Here is an 18,902-nt window from a genome sequence, read left to right as displayed (position 1 = left end):
GAAGATAGCCTTCCCACTCGAACCCCAACGGCCGCGCCCACATCATCGGGTGCATGACCTCCATCCGGGAGAACGAACTCACGGATTCGCCTCCGTTTTCGTCACCGGAAGCCGCCGGGGCGTCCGCACCGTGATGGTCAGCGGCGGCTTCTTGGGCAGAGTCACGATGAGGAAACCGTCCCGATACACGGCCTGGGCCGCGTCGGCGTCCAGCGCCCAGGGCAGATAGATCTCCACGTGGAACTCCCCATAATGGATTTCCAGCTGATGATAAGCGACCTTGGGGGTGGGATCGTGTCGGTAGCCGCTGATCACCAGCCAACGATCATGCAGCGCCACCATCACATCCTCGGGCCGCAACCCGGCGATCTCCACCCGCACCACCACCGCCTCATCGGTTTCGTAAACATCCGTGGGCGGACGCCAGGCGTTCCCGTGGCGCAACAGCCAGCGCTGACGGGTCAGGATGTCCTGGAGGAGTCGCTCCATCTGGGACTCAAAGCGCTCAAAGGCCCGCTCAAATTCATCCATAGGCGACGCTCCGCCGGGTTCTCCGGGAGAGTCCGGATCGCTGTTCCCACTCCCCTCCCGATTTTAGCATAACACCGGGAGCGGTCTCCATCCACTGGGAGGCCTGATGGTTTTAAAATCCGTTAAAGCTGTGAACGTGCCTTCCTGGAGGCCAGCATGACGTCGATCACCTATGAGGACTTCCTCCGAGTCGACATGCGGGTGGGGCGGGTGGTCCGCGCGGAGCCCCATCCCCGGGCCCGCAAGCCGTCCATCCGCCTCTGGATCGACTTTGGGCCCGAGCTGGGGGTGCGGACCAGCAGCGCGGCCCTGGCCGCCCGCTACCGGCCGGAGGAGCTGGTGGGGCGGCTGGTCATCGCCGTGGTCAACTTCCCGCCGAAGAACGTCGCCGGCTTCGTCTCCGAGGTCCTGGTCCTGGGTGTCCCCGACGAGGCCGGGGAGGTGGTCCTCCTGCGGCCCGATGCGGAGGTTCCTCTGGGCGGACGGGTGTTCTAAGGAGGCCGGGGCCCGGCAGGCCCTGCCCGACCGGGTTAGAATGGAGGGGGACGTCCCCCATCGATTCCCGTCGAACAGGAGGCCGGAGATGACGACCCGCGCGCATCTTTCCCCCGTCTGGCTGCGCATCTTCGACCTGGAGGTCAGCCACGGCGAGGGCGTCTACCTCTACGGGGCGGACGGACGGCGCTATCTGGATTTCACCAGTGGGATCGGGGTGACCAACACCGGCCACTGCCATCCCAAAGTCGTGGCGGCGATCCAGGAGCAGGCGGCTCGTCTCCTCCACGGCCAGATCAACATCGTCATCCACCGCCCCGCCCTGGAGCTGGTGGAGGAGCTGCTCACCGTCGTCCCCGCCCCGCTGGACACGTTCTTCTTCGCCAACAGCGGGGCGGAGGCGGTGGAGGCGGCGGTCAAGCTGGCCCGCTACGTCACCGGCCGGCCCAACCTCATCGTCTTCCAGGGGAGCTTCCACGGGCGGACCCACATGGCCATGGCCCTCACGACCAGCAAGACGATCTACCGGGCTGGCTATCAGCCATTGCCCGCCGGGGTCTTCGTCGCACCTTACCCCTACCCTTATCGCTACGGATGGGATGAGGAGACCACCCTGCGTTTCTGTCTGCGGGAGCTGGACCTCCTCCTCAAATCCCAGACAGCCCCGGAGGAGACGGCGGCCATCTTGGTGGAGCCCATCCTGGGCGAGGGCGGCTATGTGGTGCCCCCCCTGGGTTTCCTGGCCGCCCTGCGGGAGCGGTGCGATCACTACGGCATCCTGCTGATCGCCGACGAGGTGCAGACGGGCTTCGGGCGGACCGGCCGCTTCTTCGCCGTCGAGCACGAAGGGATCGTGCCGGACATCCTGATCATGGCGAAGGGGATCGCCTCAGGGTTGCCCCTCTCGGGCATCGCCGCGCGCGCGGAACTCATGGCCCGCTGGAAGCCGGGAGCCCATGGGGGGACCTTCGGGGCTAACGCGGTCTCCTGCGCGGCGGCCACGGCCACCATCCGGGTGATGAAGGAGGAGCGGCTTCCCGAGAACGCGGCTGCCCGGGGCGCTGAGCTGCTGGAAGGCCTGCGCCGGCTCGCCGCCCGCTTCCCCGCCATCGGGGAGGTCCGCGGGCGCGGCCTGATGGTGGGCGTGGAGTTCACCCGGGACGGCCAGCCGGACACCGGGATGGCCAAGGCGGTTCAGGCCGCCTGCTTCCGCCGAGGCCTGCTCCTGCTTACCTGTGGCACTTACGACAACGTCATCCGCTGGATCCCACCCCTCGTCGTCACCTCGGAACAGATCCAGGAAGGGCTCCGCATCTTCGAGGAGGCGCTGGGAGAAGCCATGGAAGCGGCCACATAAGGCAAGCCCTGCCGGACGACCCGGATGCTTCCGCGCGTGGCCGGAACAGAAACCGCGCCCAGGGTCGTAAGGAAACGACCTGCCCGGCTTGGTCCTTGCGAGCCACCGAAAGCGGCCCAGTCATCTCCAGGGACCGCTTCGACGGCTCCCGTCGCCTCACACTGAGTATAAGGCGAGCAATCACGGGCGAAGACCAGCTCCAAGCGGAGGTGGACAATATGAATAACGGGAAGACAATCATCTACGAAATTATAGAACAACTCGAACAATTATCAGAACAACAGCAGAAGCAAATTCTTGAATATGTGAAAGCAATGCTTCAAGGGGCTCCTCAGGGCACACCGGGGCGAGAGCTGCTTCGCTTTGCCGGAGCGATCCCCATGGAAGAGATCGAACAAATCCGTCAAGCAATTGATCAAGATTGCGAAAGGATAAATCCAATTTATTAAGAACAAATTGAGGGAAAGAGGACGTCCCATTCCAGAGAATGATATTTGGATTGCTGTAATTGCTGTTCAGAAAGGATTAACTCTAGCTACTCGGGATACACATTTCACAGAGATACCGGATCTGAACTTTGTGTTCTGGTGGGCAGGTGCCTTCCAAGGAAAACCTGCGCTTCTCTAAGGGGCGTTTCCCTTATCCACGTGCTTCCGATTCCCCAACTTCGTCGATCAGGCGGCGGGCGAGGGCCAGGGCTTCCTCCCGGGTGGTGATCTCGCCGGCCGCCTGGGCCTCCCGGATGGCCTCCAGAAGGCGGCCGATCTGGGGTCCCTCCGGCACCCCCATGGCCAGGAGATCCTCCCCCCGGATCAGGGGAACCACGCGGACGAACCGCTCCGGGGCCTCAAAGAAGGCCTGCCAGAGGGCCTGGGCCACGCGGAGCCGAGGCCCCCAGATGTCCTCCGTCAGCGTGGGCCCCCACACGGCCAGGGTGTCCGCCAGGGCCAGCAGCGCCAGGTCCATCCCCCGCTCCCCCACCTCCCGGAAGAACCGGTAGATCCCCCGTGGGGTGAGCCTTCGCGCCATCCCGTGGGGCCGCATGTGATGACGAACCAGGGTCTCCACCTCCTCGATCTCATCGCCGCTGAAGCGGAGCGCCTCCAGCCGATCGGCCGCCCACCTCGCCCCGATGGCCTCGTGGCCGATGAAGCGGATCCGTCCGTCCGGCTCGACGGTGCGGGTTCCAGCCTTCCCGACGTCGTGGAACAGGGCGGAAAGCAGCAACAGCGCCCGTCGGGGGCGCCCGACGGCCACTTCCTCCTCCCAGCGGGACTGCAGGCGCTCCCGCCAGGGCGCCATCGCGGCCTCCACCTCCGCCCATCGGGGCGGCAGATCCTGCAGCTCGGGAGACTCCGCCCACGACCCCAGCAACCGTTCCATCGCCGCCACGGCCCGCAGGGTGTGCGCATAGGCGTCCCACACATGGGGAGGGCTCTGCGTCAGGCCCCGCAGGCTCGCCACCTCGGGCAGGATCCGCTCCAGGAGCCCCAGAGCTTCCATCCGGCGAAGGCTCCGGACGGCCGGGGGGATGAGGAGGATCTTGACCAGCTCATCGCGGATCCGTTCCGCGGCGGTGAGGAAAAGCCAGGGGACGGCTTCCACGAGGGCCGCTTCCGCCTCCGGCGCCAGCCGGAGCCCGAGCTCCGCTTCGAAGCGGACCGCCCGCAGCGTCCGCACCGGGTCGCGTCGGAAGGCGTCGGGGGCGCAGGGGCGCAGCCACCCCGTCCGCAGATCCTCCAGCCCGCCCAGCGGATCGAAGGGAACGAATCCCTCCGGGCGCAGGAAGGCCTCGATCTCGACCATCATGGCGTTGATCGTGAAATCCCGGCGCCGAAGGTCCTCCTCCCACGAATCCCCCTCCCGCCGGGCCAGATCCACGTAGAACCGGCGGCCCTGCGGGCTCCGCCAGACCACGCGCCCGAACTCTCGGCGGGCGTCCAGGATGTAGAAGGCCCCGCCCACGGCGTCCGCCAGGGCGCGGGCGAGGGACAGCGCCGGGCCGACCACCACCGCGTCGAAGTCGTTGGGCTCCCGGCCCATTAGTCGATCCCGCACGGCCCCGCCCACCAGCCGGGCCTCATAGGGGCCATCCTCCAGGAGACGCTTCAGGGCCTCCAGCAAGACGCGCGCCGCCACTTCCATCCGGGCGATCCTGGATGAGGATTGCGGACCACCCTCAAGTTAGCACATCGGGCGGCGCTTACAAAAAACCGGCGGAGAGCTTCCACGCCCCCGCTGACTTCGCCTCAAGCCCTGTGGGGCTCCAAGACGGCGATGAAGTTCTTGAACACCTGCTGGACCTCCCACACGATGCGCTCCGGCCCGAGGGACCACCATTCCGAGGGAGTAAAGTAAGCGGAAACCTCGGCCTCCGGGCCGGAGCGGCCGAACCATTGAAGCATATGCAGGTTGTCGGACTGGGCGAGATAGAGCGCCAGCTCGCGGATCTCGGGGTCTCCGGTCAGGCACGCCATGTGATAGGCCTCGATCATCAGCCGGAAGACCGCGCGTTGCGCATCGTTGCCCAGGAAGAAATCCAGACCGCCGCTTCCCGCCCACGTGCTGGGGAAGGCCGGCAAGGGGAGCTCAAAGCTCCGCGCGCCGTAACGCTCGAGGATCTCCGTGGGCGTGCGGAAGCTCAACCCCCTCCGCATCACCTCTTGGGGCAACGCCTCGAGGAAGGCGAAGATCCCCGTGTCCTCCCGATGATGCTCCCCGAACGTCTCAAAGTCCCACCCCAGGACCACGAAGTCGCCCGGATGCTGAGCCAGCCACTCGGCATACCGGTCCGCCCGCAACGGCCAGCCTTCCCAGTTCCGGTTTGAGAACCGGTAGCCCACATCGTCGCTGAGCTGATAGTGACGGGCCAACAGCTTCATCCGTCCACCGTTGTGGTGATAGAGATAAGTCGGCTGACGCCATTCCAGGACCCAGGGCCGGCCGTCGAGAAAGGCGGCGGCGAAACCGGCCCGATCCAGCGCGTGATAGATCGAAGGGGACATCAGCATCTCGGTGGTGTCCGCAACGCGGGGGCGCACTCCGAACACCTTCTCCAGGTAATCGGCCGCCCATCCCATCCGCTGGATGAAGGCCGGGAGGTCCCAGAGGGGGAGCATGCTGTGGCGCGGCTCCACGACCACCAGCTCCACGTGGGGGTGGTGAACCAGCTCGCGGAAGCGGTCTAATAGCTCCTCATCCCATCGCTCGGCTTGTTCGAGGAAGGTGAGGGAGAAGCCGATCGCCAGCCGGAACCCGGCGTCCAGCAACGCCTGGAAGCGGGCGACGGCCGGGTGGTAACAGCGCTGCGCGGCGCGCCGGAAATAGCGCTCGTTGAGCTCCTCATCGAACAGCCCCTGAGCCAGGAGCGCGGCGGAGGATCCGCGCGGAAGGGGCTGGGCGGGCAGACGCAGCCGGCGGGGCTGATGGACCACCGTGTAGACCACCACATCCTGCACCCGGCCGTTCGGTCGTCGGAAGACCGTCTGCGGCCACGGAAGCGCCCCCTGGGCCCGGGCGACGACGCCGATCTTCTCCAGGAAGATCTCCAGGACCCGCGGCCATGTGAAATCCGCCGCTCGCTGACGGGCGGCCCGACGGAGGGCCTCCGCGCGGGCCGGTTCCGCCCGCAGATCCAGCAACCGGAGGACGATCTCCTCCGGCTGATCGGTATCCAACACCACGGCCGCCTGACCGTCCAGCGCGTATTCCTCCCCCGTAGCCCCTGTGAACACGATCCCCCCGGCTGCCATCGCCTCCAAGCCCGTCAACCCGAAGGGCTCATGGCCGCTGATGGCCAGCACCGCATCCGCGGCCGCATAGAAGGGGCGTAGCCAGTTCTGAGGAAGCGGGAACTCCAGAGCGTAAAGCTCGGCGGGTGGCTGCACGCGGAGTGCCTCCAGCAACTCCTCCCAGCTGGCGGGCCGCGCCGCAAGATGGGCCGTCCGCAACCCCAGCGCCCCCGCCCGCTCGAACACCTCCCGGCCGTGGGGTTCGATTCCCCCACGCAGGGGGAAAACCACCCGGTAGCCCATGGCCTTCAAGCGAGCAGCCGCCTCCACCGCCAGCAGCCAGCGCTTGGCAGGATCGAAACGGCCGACCTTGAAGAGCATCACGGTGCGCTCATCCACGCCCAGGGCCTGATGCAGGGCCGAGATCCGCTCGCGCGGGACCGGCTCCAAGAGGGCGCTGGGGATGCCGTTGGGGATCACCATGGGGTTCACCCCGAGCTTCCACATCTGGTGCTTCATGTAGCGGCTGACGGTGAGCAGTTGCACCGCAGCGCTCAACCTCTGCCAGTCGATCCGATGGAAGGATATGGTGTTGTTAGCGTTCCAGAGGATCACGCAGCGCTCCCGCCAGCCGCGGGCGCGGAGGAGCTCATCCAGATGGATCACCGCCTCCGCTGTGTGCCACTCCTCGGCCAGGATGACCGGAAGACGCCCGGTCTCCAGAGCCGGACGGATGACCTGCTCGAGCAGATAGAGAGGGGCTGTGGCGGTGAAATCCCTCCGTTTGCCCTCCTCTCCATCGTAAACCCCGAGGGGATGATGCCGGCTGATCCATTGGCACCAGCGATGGAGGATCAGCCGCCCATCCAGACGAGCCTCCTGCCCCGGAGCCTCCGGGTCGCCGATGAAGAAAAGGTGCACAGTGAACCCTCTTTGCGCGAGCGCCTCCGTCAGCTGGGTCACCCGAACCGCCAGACCTCCTGCCTGCGCATAGGGATCCGGTCCCTCAAAGGAGAGCACGCCGAAGACCACCTCGTCGGCCTTCAAAAGGGTCATAGCCACCTCCTTTCCACAAGGAGGCGCGACTGCGGATCTGGAGATCCGGAAACGATCAGAACCACACAATGCTGCGAGATGGACGGATCTGCCCGCGACAGATCTGGCTCAGATAGGGCTGGAGGGATTGCTCTGGATCCTCCGGGGCCGAGGGAGCCTCCGAAGCGGTGGTCGCCCAGGTGAGGACCAGAAACTGGCCTGGGCCCAGGTGCTCCACCCAAATCCGCATGGATGGCCCCTGGAACTCATAGCACCCGGGCTCCCCATGATCCTCCGCGGCATCCAGGACCACCCATCGCACCCGAATCGCCATAGCCTCCTCCTCAACCGGGAGCCCACAGGAAAAACCCAGCGCGCCCTGGCCACCCCCTTTGGCAGACCCCGCGCTCGTCTCCTCCGGGGCATCTGAACGACTCCACTGATCGCTTCGGCAAGAGGCTCAACGGTCTCTGGAGCGAGGCATCCAAGAGGATCCACAGGGGGACACCGTTCCCTTCGAGGCCACCCTGAGGGACATGCCGACCACCCATCGACCGGCTTTCCTTGCGTTCCTCATCGCCGTCCCGTTCAAACGCCTGAGTTCACTTTTTATTTTTACCAATCTTTGGGAGACGTCAATATAAGATCCTCTAACCTCAGGAGGGCTTCGGTTCCAGCGAGGAGTCCGGCGGCGTTTCGTTCCCCGGGGTGGTCCGATGACAGGTTGGGCGGCCGGGGCCAGAATAGTTGCCAGCAGAGCCCTCTTCCGATAGGTGTCCATGCTGGAGCTCTCCCGTCAGGAGCAGGCGCGCCGCCGGTATCAGGCGCAACGGCCGGGATGGCGGCCGGCGGGGGATGTCCTGAACGCCCTGCTGGAGCCGTTGCTCCTCCCCTACGTCCGCGCCCTGGATGCGGGATGCGGGCGCTGGGGGGTGCTGGGCCGGTTCCAGGAGCGAGTGGGCCTGGCCGTCGGGGTGGATGCGGATTTCCCTTCCCTTCGGGAGAACCGCATCCTCCCCCTCCGGGCCCAGGCACGGCTGGAGGCCCTGCCCTTCCCCGCGTGGACCTTTGATTTGGTCCTCTGCACCTGGGTGATCGAGCACCTGCCGGAGCCCCAGCTGGCTTTCCGGGAGATCGCCCGGGTGTTAAAGCCGGGAGGACGCCTTCTCCTGCTCACGCCCAACGCCCGTCATCCGCTCATCGCCCTGGGGCGCGCCATCCCATCGCGCTGGCGCCGCCCGCTGGTGCGCCGCCTCTACGGCCGCGCGCCCCAGGACATCTTCCCCACCTTCTATCGCGCCAACACGCCGGGGGCGTTGCGCCGCCTCCTCCGCGCGGCCGGCCTGCAGGAGATCGCCTGGTTCGAGATCGAGGATCCCACATATCTGGCCTTCCACCCACTCCTCTTCGCCCTCGCCGCCCTTTACGAACGGCTCACCGCGTGGCGCCCCCTGCGCGGATGGCGCCTTCACCTGGTCGGCCTGTTCGCCCGGCCCCTTGTCGATCCGCCCTCACCCGAATAAAATCTCTCACTCGTTACAGGAGGCCGATCGCTTCGGCTTCTCCCCTTTCCCAAGCGCTCTGGAATCCAAGCCGGAGGCACCGGAGGTTGCGCGATGACGTCCTTGCGCTGGTGGCAGAGGGCCGTGTTCTATCAGATCTATCCCCGCAGCTTTGCGGACGCGAACGGGGACGGCATCGGAGACCTGGAGGGGATCCGTCGCCATCTGGATTACCTCCAGGACCTGGGGGTCGAGGCCATCTGGCTGTGCCCCCACTACCCTTCCCCGCTGGTGGATTGGGGATACGACGTCGCGGACTACACGAACGTGGCCCCGGAATACGGGACCCTGGAGGATTTCCGCCGCCTCCTGGAGGACGCCCACCGCCGGAACATCCGGGTGATCCTGGATCTGGTGCTCAACCACACCTCGGATCAGCACCCGTGGTTTCAGGAGTCCCGCTCCCGCTGCGATCATCCGAAGCGGGACTGGTATATCTGGCGCGACGGCAAGGACGGCGAGCCTCCCAACAACTGGTATTCAGCCTTCGGCGGCTCCGCTTGGGAATACGATCCGCAAACCGGCCAGTATTACTATCACTTCTTCTTTAAAGAGCAGCCGGATCTCAACTGGCGGAACCCGGCAGTGAAGCGGGCGATGTTCGACGTCGTCCGCTTCTGGCTGGACATGGGGGTGGACGGCTTCCGCTTGGACGCGGTGGGGACGATCTTCGAAGATCCCGCGCTCCCGGATCAGACGGCGCCGATGAGCTACCCCGAGTGGCTGAAGGCGTGGAACGCGGCCACGGATGAGGCGGAGCGGGAGCGCCTGTGGCGCATCCGCCAGGAGATGTTCCGCTATCAGGAGGACCTGCCCGAGGTCCACGACCTGATGCGGGAGCTGCGGGCCCTGGTCAACGCCTATGGGGACGTGGTGCTGGTGGGGGAGACGGAGGACCTGGCGTATTACGGGAACGGGGAGGACGAGCTGCATCTGGTCTTCAACTTCCCGTTGATGAAGGCCCCGCGCCTGACGCCGGCGGTGGTGCGGGCGAACCAGCGGGAGCGGCTGGCCGGGCTGCCCCCCGGCGCATGGCCCTGCAACACCATGGGCAACCACGACGTCTCCCGCGTCCTCAGCCGCTACGGGGACGGCCGGCATGACCGGGAGATCGCCCGCATCGCCGCCGCCCTCATGCTCACCCTGTGGGGGACGCCTTTCCTCTACTACGGGGAAGAGATCGGCATGCGGGATCTGATCCTCACCGACCTCTCTTTGTTCAAGGATCCCTTGGGCCGCTGGTGGTATACGGTGGAGCGGGAGCTGTTCGGAACGCCCCATGAGGAGGCCGTGATCCGTGGGGCGCAGTTCGGCCGGGACAAATGCCGGACGCCGATGCAGTGGTCCCGGGCGCCGAACGCCGGCTTCTGCCCGCCGGGGGTGGCCCCGTGGCTCCCGGTGCATCCGAACTACCAGGAGGGGGTGAACGTGGCGGATCAGCTGGAGGAGCCGGATTCGCTGCTTGCTTTTTATCGGCGTCTGATCCGCCTGCGGCAGCGCACGCCGGCTTTGCTCGCGGGCGAATACGTCCCTCTGGCGGAGGATTCCGAGGAGGCCCTGATCTTCCTGCGCCGGCTGCGGGAGGACGGCTCGGCCTGCCTGGTGGCGATGAACATGAGCGAAGGCCCGGCCCACGTGCGCCTCGATCTCCCGACCTGGGGCCGGTGCCTCTTCTCCACCCACCGGAAGGAGGGCGCCGAGGAAGCCCTCCGGGAGCTGCGGCTGGCGCCCTTCGAGATCACGCTGATGGAGCTCCTCCGGCGATAAACGGCGCACCACCGACGCCGCACGCCGCTTGCTTGCAGGCTCTCGGATAGGCCGAAATGAATTTCGTCCTACATTCATAACAAGTAAGGGCGCAGCGCCGCTGCGCCCCTACGATGTTCCAGCGATGCCTCACCCGCTCACGGCGTGTAGAGCAAATCTAAATAGCGGTGGAGCAGATCCCGGACCACCCCGCGGAAGGGCAAGGTAGCGGCCATGCCGTAGACCGGGGCCAGGGCGCCCCGTTCCTCGGGGTGTGCCCGCACCCAGGCCACGCTTTCCCGCAGATCCTCCAGGAACCGCTCGGCCACCCCGGGCTGGGTGTGGCGCAGGGTGACCGCAAGATGCACCGCCGGCGGGTGCTGCAGCGCGTTTAAACTCCAGCCCCTCTGCCCCATCCGCTCCAGCACCCGGTAAATATCGAACTCCTTCGATGTGAAGGCGATCACCCAGAGGGGATCCCCCATGACCTCCAACCCGGCGATCTGGCGGATCCCCTCCCGGATCCGGGCTGCCGTCTCCAGGATCGCGCGCGTGGCCTCCAGATACCCTTGCTCCCCCAGCGCGACCATCGCCGCCCAGGCCGCGGCGATCAGACCGCCGGGACGGCTTCCCAGCAGCGTAGGGGTGGCGTAGAGGCCCCCCGGCCAGTCCGTGGCCGCGAAGTATTGATAACGGCGCAGCGCCCTTCCCCGATACAGGATCACCGAGACGCCCTTCGGCGCGTATCCGTATTTGTGCGGATCGACAGAGATCGAAGTCACGCCGGGCAGTCGGAAATCGAAGGGAGGGACGGGATAGCCCAGCCGTTCCGCCCACGGCAGGATGAACCCGCCCAGGCATGCATCCACGTGGCAGCCGATCCCGTGCGCCCGGGCCAGGGTCGCGATCTCCGGGACAGGGTCGATGATGCCATGGGGGAACGAGGGAGCGGAGGCCACCAGGACGATGGTGCGACGGGTGATCGCCCGGGCCATGGCCGCCACATCGGCCCGATAACCCGCATCCACGGGGACGTAGATCAAGCGCAACCCGAGGAGCTGAGCGGCCTTCTCGAACGCCGCGTGGGCGGTGACCGGGAGCACCACCTCCGGCCGGACGATCCCCCGCGTCTCCCGGGCCCAGTCCCGGTAGGCCTTCAGCGCCAGCAGGATGCTCTCCGTCCCGCATGAGGTCACCGTCCCCACGATCTCCTCGCCCGCGGCGTCCGCGCCCAGCATGTGCGCGGTCATGGAGACGATCTCCGCCTCCATCCGCGCCACGCTGGGCCAGAGATCCGGGTGGAGGGGGTTGGTCTGGGAGAAAAGGGCGTAGACGCGGTTCAGGAAGGCCACGTGGGGTCCCCCGCCGTGATACACCGCCCCCGAGGCATAGCCCTTTCGCCATCGCGGCTCCTCCCGGGCCGCCAGCGCTTCCAGATGCTGAAACACCCACTCCGGGGACCGCCCCTCCGGGGGCAACCGGTGGAAGGCGGGAAGATCCCGGTAAGGTTTGAGGAGCGGCTCCAGCCCTCGCAACACCTCCGCGTATTCCTCCTCCAGGCGACGCTCCACCCCAGGCACTGCCCGCACCGGTCGCTCCAGCCGGGCAAGCCATGAACGAAGCCTTCGCCGGAGGAACCCCCACAACCCATCTTCGCGTGGCATCTCACAGCTCCTGAGGGATCCGCCATCTCAGACGAAGAGCGAGCGGCGGCGGTGAAGGCGCCGGTAAATGCCGCGGGTCGCCCGATAGAGGGCCAGGAACTCCCGGAACAGCGCGTCGTAGCGCGCGCGGTGGGCGGGATCTGGACGGAAGGTAGCGGCAATAGGCACCCGCTCCGGGATCTCCGCCCACGTCAGCTCACCGAGGGCCACCGTGGCGAGCAGGGCGACCCCGCGCAGGGCCGCCAGCTGCGGCTCCTGCACCGTATGGATCGTCCGGTTCAGAACGTCCGCCATGATCTGGCCCCAGACAGCCGAGCGCGCCCCGCCCCCGATGAACCGGATATCCTCCACGCGATGCCGGAGGAAAGCCTCCACCGCCTCCAACAGCCAGCGGGTGTTGTAAGCGACACCCTCGAAGACCGCCCGCACCAGATGTTCCCGTTGGGTCTCCAGGGAGAGGTTGAAAAACCCCCCGCGCAGGGCGCTGTCCTCCACCGGCGTTCGCTCCCCATACAGCCACGGCGTAAACAACAGGCCCCCGCTCCCCGGCGGGGCCTGGGCCGCGAGGGCGTCCAGGAGCGGCTCGGGGAGAGGGGCCGTTGCGGTGGGATCCTGGAGCAGCCGGCCCAGGACCTGCAGGCAGGCTCCCGCCGTCTCCTGCTCGTTGGCGATGAAATAGCGGCCGGGGATCGCGGAGGGGAGCGTGGTCATGTTCCGAAGGAGATCCACCCGGCGGAACGGCACGTGACAGGTGAGCCATGAGGAAGTGCCCAGATAGAGGTGCGGGGCCTCATCCGCCACCGCCCCGGAGCCGACCGCTCCGGCCTGCACATCCGGCGTCCCCACGATCACCGGGATCCCCGGGCGGAGGTCCAGGTCCCGGGCCGCTTCCGGCCGGAGCGGACCCAGGATCTCCACGGCCTTCCGGAGGTCGGGGAGCTTCTCCCGATCCACGCCCGCCGTCCGAAGCAACGCGGGATGATAGTCGATCCGGAGGATGTCCCGGTTGTCGGTGAGCCAGAAGAGGGCGACGGAATCGTAAGAAGCGGCGGCGCACCCGGTCAGGCGGAGGTTCAGATAGTCCTTCGCCTCCAGGAACTTCCAGGTCTCCCGATAGACCTCCGGGCGACGACGGCGCAGATACAGAAGATGAGCGAACGAATCCTTCCCCGAATGGCCCGGGACCCCTCCCGTCAGCCGGATCCAGAGGATCAGGCGATCGAGACGGTAGCCCGCCACGGAGGGGAAGCCGCCGAACATCTCCTCCACCTCCGGCGCGCCCCGGGCGTCCATCCAGAGGATCGCAGGGGTTAACGGAGCGCCTTCGCGGTCCACGGGGACGAGGGTGGACCACATGCCGGTGCAGCCGATGGCGACGATGCGTTCCCGGGCCTCCGGGATCCCTTCCAGCAAGCGATGGGTGGCCCGCCGGATGGCCTCCCACCATTCATGGGGATCCTGTTCCGCCCCGCCGTCCGACAGGAGGGACAACCGGGTGGGCTCCTTCTCCCAGGCCAGGAGCTCCCCCTGCGTCGAGACCAGGCCCACCTTGGGGCCCGTCGTCCCCAGGTCCATCGTTAGGATCCAGCGCTCGCCCGGCACCGCGACTTCCTCGCGGGGCGAAGAAGGGCCTGCCGCTTAGAACCAGCGGGTGATGACCACTTTGCGATCCGTGAAGAAGTATAAGGTGTCCATCCCCTGGCCGTGGAGGTCGCCGAAGAAGGATTGCTTCTGCCCGGCGAAGGGGTAAGGGGCGATGGGGGCGGCCACGCCGATGTTGATCCCCACGTTGCCTGCGCGCACCCGCAGCCGGAACTCCCGGGCCGCCCGCCCGTCCCGGGTGAACAAGGAGGCGGCGTTCCCATAGGGGAGGCCGTTGATGATCTCCAGGGCCTCCTCCAGATCACGCACCCGGATCACCCCCAGCACCGGGCCGAAGATCTCCTCGCAGGCGATGGTCATCTTCGGCTGCACCTCGTCGAAGATCGTCGGCCCGATGAAATAGCCGTTGGGATAGCCCGGCACCCGGATCCCCCGTCCGTCCAGGATCAGCTCGGCTTCTTCCCGCACGCCGAGCTCGATATAGCGGTGGATCCGCTCCAAGGCTTTGCGGGAGACCACCGGACCCATCTGCACGCCCTCGTCGAGCCCGTAACCCACCCGGATGCGGGACGCTCCCTCCACCAAGGCCCGCCGCAACGGCTTGTGGATCTCCCCCACGGCCATCACCAGGGAGCCGGCCAGGCAGCGCTGGCCCGCCGACCCAAAGGCGGAGGAGAGGATGGCCGGGACCGTGCGCTCCAGGTCCGCGTCGGGCATCACCACCAGGGCGTTCTTGGCCCCGCCGTGGCACTGGGCTCGCTTGCCGTGGGCGGCCGCCGTGGCGTAGACATACTTCGCCACCGGCGTGGAGCCCACGAAGGAGACCCCCGCAACGTCGGGGTGGGTCAGCAGCGCGTCCACCACCTCCTTCCCCCCGTGGACCATGTTGATCACCCCCGGAGGGAAGCCAACCTCGTGGATCAGCTCGAAGATACGGGTTTGCGTGATGGGGCAGATCTCGGAGGGCTTGACGATGTAGGTGTTCCCGGCGACGAGGGCGTAGGGGAAGAACCACGAGGGGATCATGGCGGGGAAGTTGAAGGGTGCGATGCAGCAGAAGACGCCCACCGGCTCCAGGATGCACTCCTCATCGATCCCATCGGCGACCTGGGGGGTGTGATAACCCATGAGCGCGGTGAACATCCCAGCGGCCGCCTCGATGTTCTCCAGGGTCCGCTGCATCTCCCCCCGGGCTTCCTCCAGGGTCTTCCCGTGCTCCTGCACGATGGTGCGGGCCAGGTCCTCAAAACGCCGCTCCACCTGATCCCGCAGGCGCAGGAGATAGCGAGCGCGGACCGGGATGGGGAGGCGCCGCCACGACTCAAAAGCCTCCCGGGCTGCCGCCACCGCTCGGTTCACTTCCTCCACCGTGGAGAGGGGAACCCGGGCGATCACCGCATCCAGGGCCGGGTTGCGCACCTCCAGGTAGGTGTCCGTCGCCGACGCCACCCACTGGCCGCCGATGTAGTTCCGCAACACCTCGCTCCCCATAGGTCCCTCCCGCAACAGGATCTCGCTTACGCCGAACCTCGTTCCCAACCCATGCCGGAAGGCCCGGCGGTCAAGCCTGTAGAGGACAGCGAATCATTCTAACGATTTGCTTACATTCATCTCCGAGGCTCATCAAAAGGCAGCCTTCGAATGCGTATAATTTGATCCTCTACAACAATGATCGAACCTCTCCGAAGGTATTCCTCTACTTGAGGAAGTATATCGATTAATTTCTGAAATATCTGATCAGGTTGGGAACGACGGGTGCGGAAAATGATGATAGAAGGGGAAGACTGGCGCGTAAAAGCCAGCAGACGGCCATAATCCAGATCATGGGTGAGGATGATCTCCTCTTGACGTCGAGCTTCCTCAATGATTTGCCAATCCTCTGCGTGACTCAGACCGATATCCCCTGCATGACGACAAGAGTATCCTTTATCCTGCAAGTGCTTGGACAAAGAGCGGGGCATATTCATGTTTAACAGAAACCTCATTGTGTGCGGACCTCCTCTAAAGGAAGCACACGCTCTTCTAACATGAAGGCCGCAAAGGCAAGGGCTTCATAGATATCTTCGCGTTCCAGCTCAGGCCACTCTTGAAGGATCTCTTCAATCGTCATGCCGGAGCTCAGGTAATTTAGGATCGAGGATACCGGAATTCGCAAACCACGGATGCATGGCTTCCCCATGCATTTGTTGGGATCCATCGTAATACGCCGGAAACGGTAATGTCGGAGCTCCATCGTCATGCTCCTTTCGATTAGCACAATTAATGAATTTCGGCTTGCATAGGGGACTTCAGCCCCGAACCCCGTCTTCGATCCCGCAATGGTTCGCGGCGGAAGCCGCTCCCACGGAGAGGATGCATCCTCCAAACGGTCGATTCGCGAGGGATCCTGCCCCAAACCATTAATCCCCCCACTCGTGTCGGAGGCGGGTCTCGGCGATCATCCGGGCGGTCATGGCCGTCCACAGGCGTTCCGGGGTGATGGGCAGCTCGGTCATCCGGACGCCGACCGCATCCCGGATCGCATTGGCCACGGCGGCCGCCCCGGGCACCACCGGCGGCTCCCCAACGCCCCGGGCCCCAAAGGGGCCGTGCGGGCTGGGAACCTCGACGATGCGGGTTTCGATGGGCGGGACCTCCGGGGCGATGGGGAGGGCGTAATCCAGGAAGGAGGCAGTCAGCGCCACCCCATTCTCATCGTAACGCAGGGCCTCCCAAAGACCCCAGCCCAGACCCTGAGCCGCCCCGCCGTGCATCTGCCCTTCGATCAGCAACGGGTTCAGGGCCCGGCCGACATCCTGGGCCACCACCACCTCCCGCACCGTCACCCGGCCGGTCTCCGGATCCACCCGCACCCGGACGAGCATGGCGGCGAAGCCCGGCGCCTGCTCCCGCTGGGCGGAGGTCCCCCGACCGAACACCGGCTCGAACTTCCCCCCGAACCGCTGGGCCAGGGCGGCCACCTCGCCGACGCGCATCCGGGGCTCCGGAACCCCCCGGACGTAGATCTGGCCATCGTGGATCTCCAGATCCTCCGGGGCGACCTCCAGATGCTCCGCGGCGATGCGCAGGATCTGCTGGCGGGCCTCCTCCGCTGCCCGCTGCACCGCCAAGCCCACCGTGTAGATGGTCTTGCTGCCCCCGCTGGCCCCGGCATAGGGGCTGGTGTCGGTATCCCCCTGGAGGATCCGCACCTGCTCCAGGGGCACCCCCAGGATCGAGGCGGCCAGCTGAGCCATCGCCGTGTGCGTGCCCTGCAGGTCCACCGCCCCCACGTAGATCCGGACGCTGCCGTCGCGATCCACATGGCACATCGCGGCGGCCGGCTCGAGCCCTCCATGCCAGCCGCCCACCGCCAGCCCGATGCCCTCCCCGGGCTCCCGACGCCCTTCCCGCCACAGCGGATGCTCCCGCAGGGCCTCCAGGCAGGCCCGCAGGCCGATGGGGCCATAGCGCTTCCCGCTGGGCAGCTCGTCCCCTTCCCCCATCACATTCCGCAACCGGAACTCCAGGGGGTCCAGCCCCAGCTGGCGGGCCATCTCATCCATCTGGGACTCCAGGGCGAAGAGGGCCTGGGGCGCGCCCGGCGCGCGATAGGCACCGACCCCTGGCTTGTGGGTCAGCACCTCGAAGGCCTCGATCTCATAGTGGGGGAAGCGATAGAAGCTCCCCAACAGGTTCGCGGCGATGCGCGCCGGGGAGCCCGGGAAAGCCCCCGCGTCGAAGATCACGCGGGCCTGGAGGGCGGTGAGGGTTCCATCCCGCTTCACCCCGGTCTTCAGGGTGATGATGGAGGCGTGGGCGGGTGTTCCGATGAGGAACTCCTCCTGTCGGGTGAGGGTGAGCCGGACGGGCCGGCGGGTATGGATGGCCAGGGCAGCCACCAGGGGCTCCAGCAGGGTGAACTTGCCGCCGAAGCCGCCCCCCACCGGCGTCGGCACCACCCGGATCCGGTTCTCCGGCCAGCCCAGGAAATCGGCGACCTCCTCCCGCACCCCGAAGGGATCCTGCGTGCTGGTCCAGATGGTCAGCGTCTCGGTGGCCGGATCGAGGGCCGCCGTCGTCGTGTGCGGTTCGATATACGCCTGATGCACCGAAGCGGTGCGATAAGTAAGTTCCAGGACGAGATCCGCCTCTTCGAAGCCCCGGGCGATCTCCCCGCGGGTGTAGCGGACGTGGTCGGAGACGTTGGGAGGCAGGACGGCGGATCCTTCCGAGGCGCTCCCGACGTCCGCCGCGTGGGCCCCGGCGTCCGCCCGCACCCCGGGGCGTCCGCCCGGCCAGATCCGCGGCGCGTCCGGCGCCATCGCCTTCAGGGGATCCACCACAGCAGGCAGCGGCTCGATATCGATCTCGACCCGGGCGGCGCTGTCCGCCGCCGCGGCCTCGCTCTCCGCCAGCACCACGGCGACCGGCTGGCCGTAATACACCACGCGCTCCCAGGCTAACAGCGCCCGCGCGTGGCTCTCCGGCTCCCGCTGGAACCATGGCAGATCCGCCGCGGTCAGCACGGCAACGACGCCGGGGACGGCGCGGGCGGGGGCGGTTTCGATCCGCCGGAGGCGGCCGTGGGCATGGGGGCTGAGGACCAAGCGGGCATACAGGAGATCGGGCAATCGAAGGTCAGCGCCGAACTTCAAGCGCCCCGTCGCCTTCAGATGGCCATCCCGCATGGGGATCCGCTGACCGATGGTCATCGCGTCTTCTACCTCCCTCACCGGGGTCCGGGCATCCGTGGAGACGGATGTCTCTTCAAAGATAGACTGGATCGCGAAGGCTGTCCAGAATCGCCGGAAGCGAGCGCCTTGCCATGCCAGGCCAGGGGTGTTACGCTGGAAGGAGAAGACCCTGGCTGGGCTCTTCGGGATGAAGGAGGAAAACGATGCGCGTTCAGGTCCAGCGGCGCTTGTTCACTGTGGAGGAATACCACCGCATGGCCGAGGCCGGCATCCTCTCCGAAGACGACCGCGTGGAGCTCATCGAAGGAGAACTCGTCACCATGAGCCCCATCGGAAGCCGACACGCCGCCTGCGTGAAGCGCCTCGTCCGGCTCCTGGATCGAGCCGTGGGAGATCGTGCGATCGTCGGCGCCCAGGATCCCATCCGCCTGGGGACCCGTTCAGAGCCGCAGCCGGATGTGGCGCTGCTCCGCTATCGCCCCGATTTCTACGCCTCCGCCCAC

The 18,902-nt window shown here is 66.6% G+C and carries 16 protein-coding genes; 6 read left to right on the top strand and 10 right to left on the bottom strand.

Annotated elements, in window-relative coordinates; all coding sequences use genetic code 11:
* Window positions 1-78 precede the first annotated feature (78 nt).
* A complete protein-coding gene (locus tag CFB18_RS02395) occupies window positions 79-531 on the bottom strand; it encodes an Hsp20/alpha crystallin family protein (RefSeq protein ID WP_088570224.1) in 453 nt (150 codons plus the stop codon).
* Window positions 532-687: 156 nt separating this feature from the next.
* Here CFB18_RS02395 and CFB18_RS02390 point away from each other — a divergent pair, with 156 nt between their 5' ends.
* The 3 genes from CFB18_RS02390 to CFB18_RS14860 all read left to right on the top strand — a co-directional run bounded on the left by CFB18_RS02390 (window position 688) and on the right by CFB18_RS14860 (window position 2,832).
* Window positions 688-1,026: a tRNA-binding protein gene (locus CFB18_RS02390; RefSeq protein WP_088570223.1), complete on the top strand. Its 339-nt coding sequence runs from the start codon at window positions 688-690 to the stop codon at window positions 1,024-1,026.
* 88 nt (window positions 1,027-1,114) lie between these two features.
* Complete coding sequence (locus CFB18_RS02385) at window positions 1,115-2,383, top strand: aspartate aminotransferase family protein (RefSeq protein WP_088570222.1); 1,269 nt, start codon at window positions 1,115-1,117, stop codon at window positions 2,381-2,383.
* Between the two features lie 218 nt (window positions 2,384-2,601).
* Complete coding sequence (locus CFB18_RS14860) at window positions 2,602-2,832, top strand: hypothetical protein (protein ID WP_143597487.1); 231 nt, start codon at window positions 2,602-2,604, stop codon at window positions 2,830-2,832.
* A 190-nt stretch (window positions 2,833-3,022) separates the two neighbouring features.
* Here the strand turns inward: CFB18_RS14860 and CFB18_RS02375 are convergent, their stop codons facing one another.
* From CFB18_RS02375 to CFB18_RS02365, 3 genes are all read right to left on the bottom strand, one after another.
* The gene (locus tag CFB18_RS02375) at window positions 3,023-4,528 is read right to left on the bottom strand and encodes a CCA tRNA nucleotidyltransferase (RefSeq protein WP_088570221.1); all 1,506 of its coding nucleotides are present in this window, start codon (window positions 4,526-4,528) and stop codon (window positions 3,023-3,025) included.
* 104 nt (window positions 4,529-4,632) lie between these two features.
* Window positions 4,633-7,170, bottom strand: coding sequence for a glycosyltransferase (locus CFB18_RS02370; protein ID WP_088570220.1), 2,538 nt, complete (start codon window positions 7,168-7,170; stop codon window positions 4,633-4,635).
* 55 nt (window positions 7,171-7,225) lie between these two features.
* Window positions 7,226-7,483 (bottom strand): hypothetical protein, encoded by a 258-nt coding sequence (locus CFB18_RS02365; protein WP_088570219.1) that lies wholly within the window; start codon window positions 7,481-7,483, stop codon window positions 7,226-7,228.
* 445 nt (window positions 7,484-7,928) lie between these two features.
* Between CFB18_RS02365 and CFB18_RS02360 the strand changes: the two genes are divergently transcribed.
* Both CFB18_RS02360 and CFB18_RS02355 read left to right on the top strand, forming a co-directional pair.
* On the top strand, window positions 7,929-8,672 hold the full coding sequence (locus CFB18_RS02360; RefSeq protein ID WP_088570218.1) for a class I SAM-dependent methyltransferase: 744 nt from the start codon (window positions 7,929-7,931) through the stop codon (window positions 8,670-8,672).
* A 93-nt stretch (window positions 8,673-8,765) separates the two neighbouring features.
* Window positions 8,766-10,478 carry an alpha-glucosidase gene (locus CFB18_RS02355; protein ID WP_088570217.1) on the top strand — a complete coding sequence of 571 codons (1,713 nt, stop codon included), beginning with the start codon at window positions 8,766-8,768 and terminating at the stop codon, window positions 10,476-10,478.
* A 137-nt stretch (window positions 10,479-10,615) separates the two neighbouring features.
* Here CFB18_RS02355 and CFB18_RS16165 read toward each other — a convergent pair whose 3' ends face one another.
* The 6 genes from CFB18_RS16165 to CFB18_RS02325 all read right to left on the bottom strand — a co-directional run bounded on the left by CFB18_RS16165 (window position 10,616) and on the right by CFB18_RS02325 (window position 18,417).
* On the bottom strand, window positions 10,616-12,121 hold the full coding sequence (locus tag CFB18_RS16165; protein WP_088570216.1) for a pyridoxal phosphate-dependent decarboxylase family protein: 1,506 nt from the start codon (window positions 12,119-12,121) through the stop codon (window positions 10,616-10,618).
* A 27-nt stretch (window positions 12,122-12,148) separates the two neighbouring features.
* Complete coding sequence (locus CFB18_RS02345) at window positions 12,149-13,723, bottom strand: xylulokinase (RefSeq protein WP_200808040.1); 1,575 nt, start codon at window positions 13,721-13,723, stop codon at window positions 12,149-12,151.
* 36 nt (window positions 13,724-13,759) lie between these two features.
* Window positions 13,760-15,214 carry a CoA-acylating methylmalonate-semialdehyde dehydrogenase gene (locus CFB18_RS02340; RefSeq protein ID WP_088570215.1) on the bottom strand — a complete coding sequence of 485 codons (1,455 nt, stop codon included), beginning with the start codon at window positions 15,212-15,214 and terminating at the stop codon, window positions 13,760-13,762.
* Between the two features lie 116 nt (window positions 15,215-15,330).
* Window positions 15,331-15,708 carry a DUF5615 family PIN-like protein gene (locus CFB18_RS02335; RefSeq protein ID WP_088570214.1) on the bottom strand — a complete coding sequence of 126 codons (378 nt, stop codon included), beginning with the start codon at window positions 15,706-15,708 and terminating at the stop codon, window positions 15,331-15,333.
* Window positions 15,705-15,956: a DUF433 domain-containing protein gene (locus tag CFB18_RS02330; protein WP_088570213.1), complete on the bottom strand. Its 252-nt coding sequence runs from the start codon at window positions 15,954-15,956 to the stop codon at window positions 15,705-15,707. Before CFB18_RS02330 ends, CFB18_RS02335 begins: the two co-directional genes overlap by 4 nt.
* A gap of 166 nt (window positions 15,957-16,122) precedes the next feature.
* Entirely contained in the window at window positions 16,123-18,417 is a 2,295-nt protein-coding gene (locus CFB18_RS02325) for a xanthine dehydrogenase family protein molybdopterin-binding subunit (RefSeq protein WP_088570212.1), read from the bottom strand.
* Between the two features lie 185 nt (window positions 18,418-18,602).
* Here CFB18_RS02325 and CFB18_RS02320 point away from each other — a divergent pair.
* A partial coding sequence (locus tag CFB18_RS02320) for a Uma2 family endonuclease (RefSeq protein ID WP_143597485.1) occupies window positions 18,603-18,902 on the top strand: 300 nt, incomplete at its 3' end.

Source organism: Thermoflexus hugenholtzii JAD2 (assembly GCF_900187885.1).
Lineage (GTDB): Bacteria > Chloroflexota > Anaerolineae > Thermoflexales > Thermoflexaceae > Thermoflexus > Thermoflexus hugenholtzii.
Note: the sequence above shows the minus strand (reverse complement) of the source record. Positions and strands in the feature narration are given on the sequence as shown.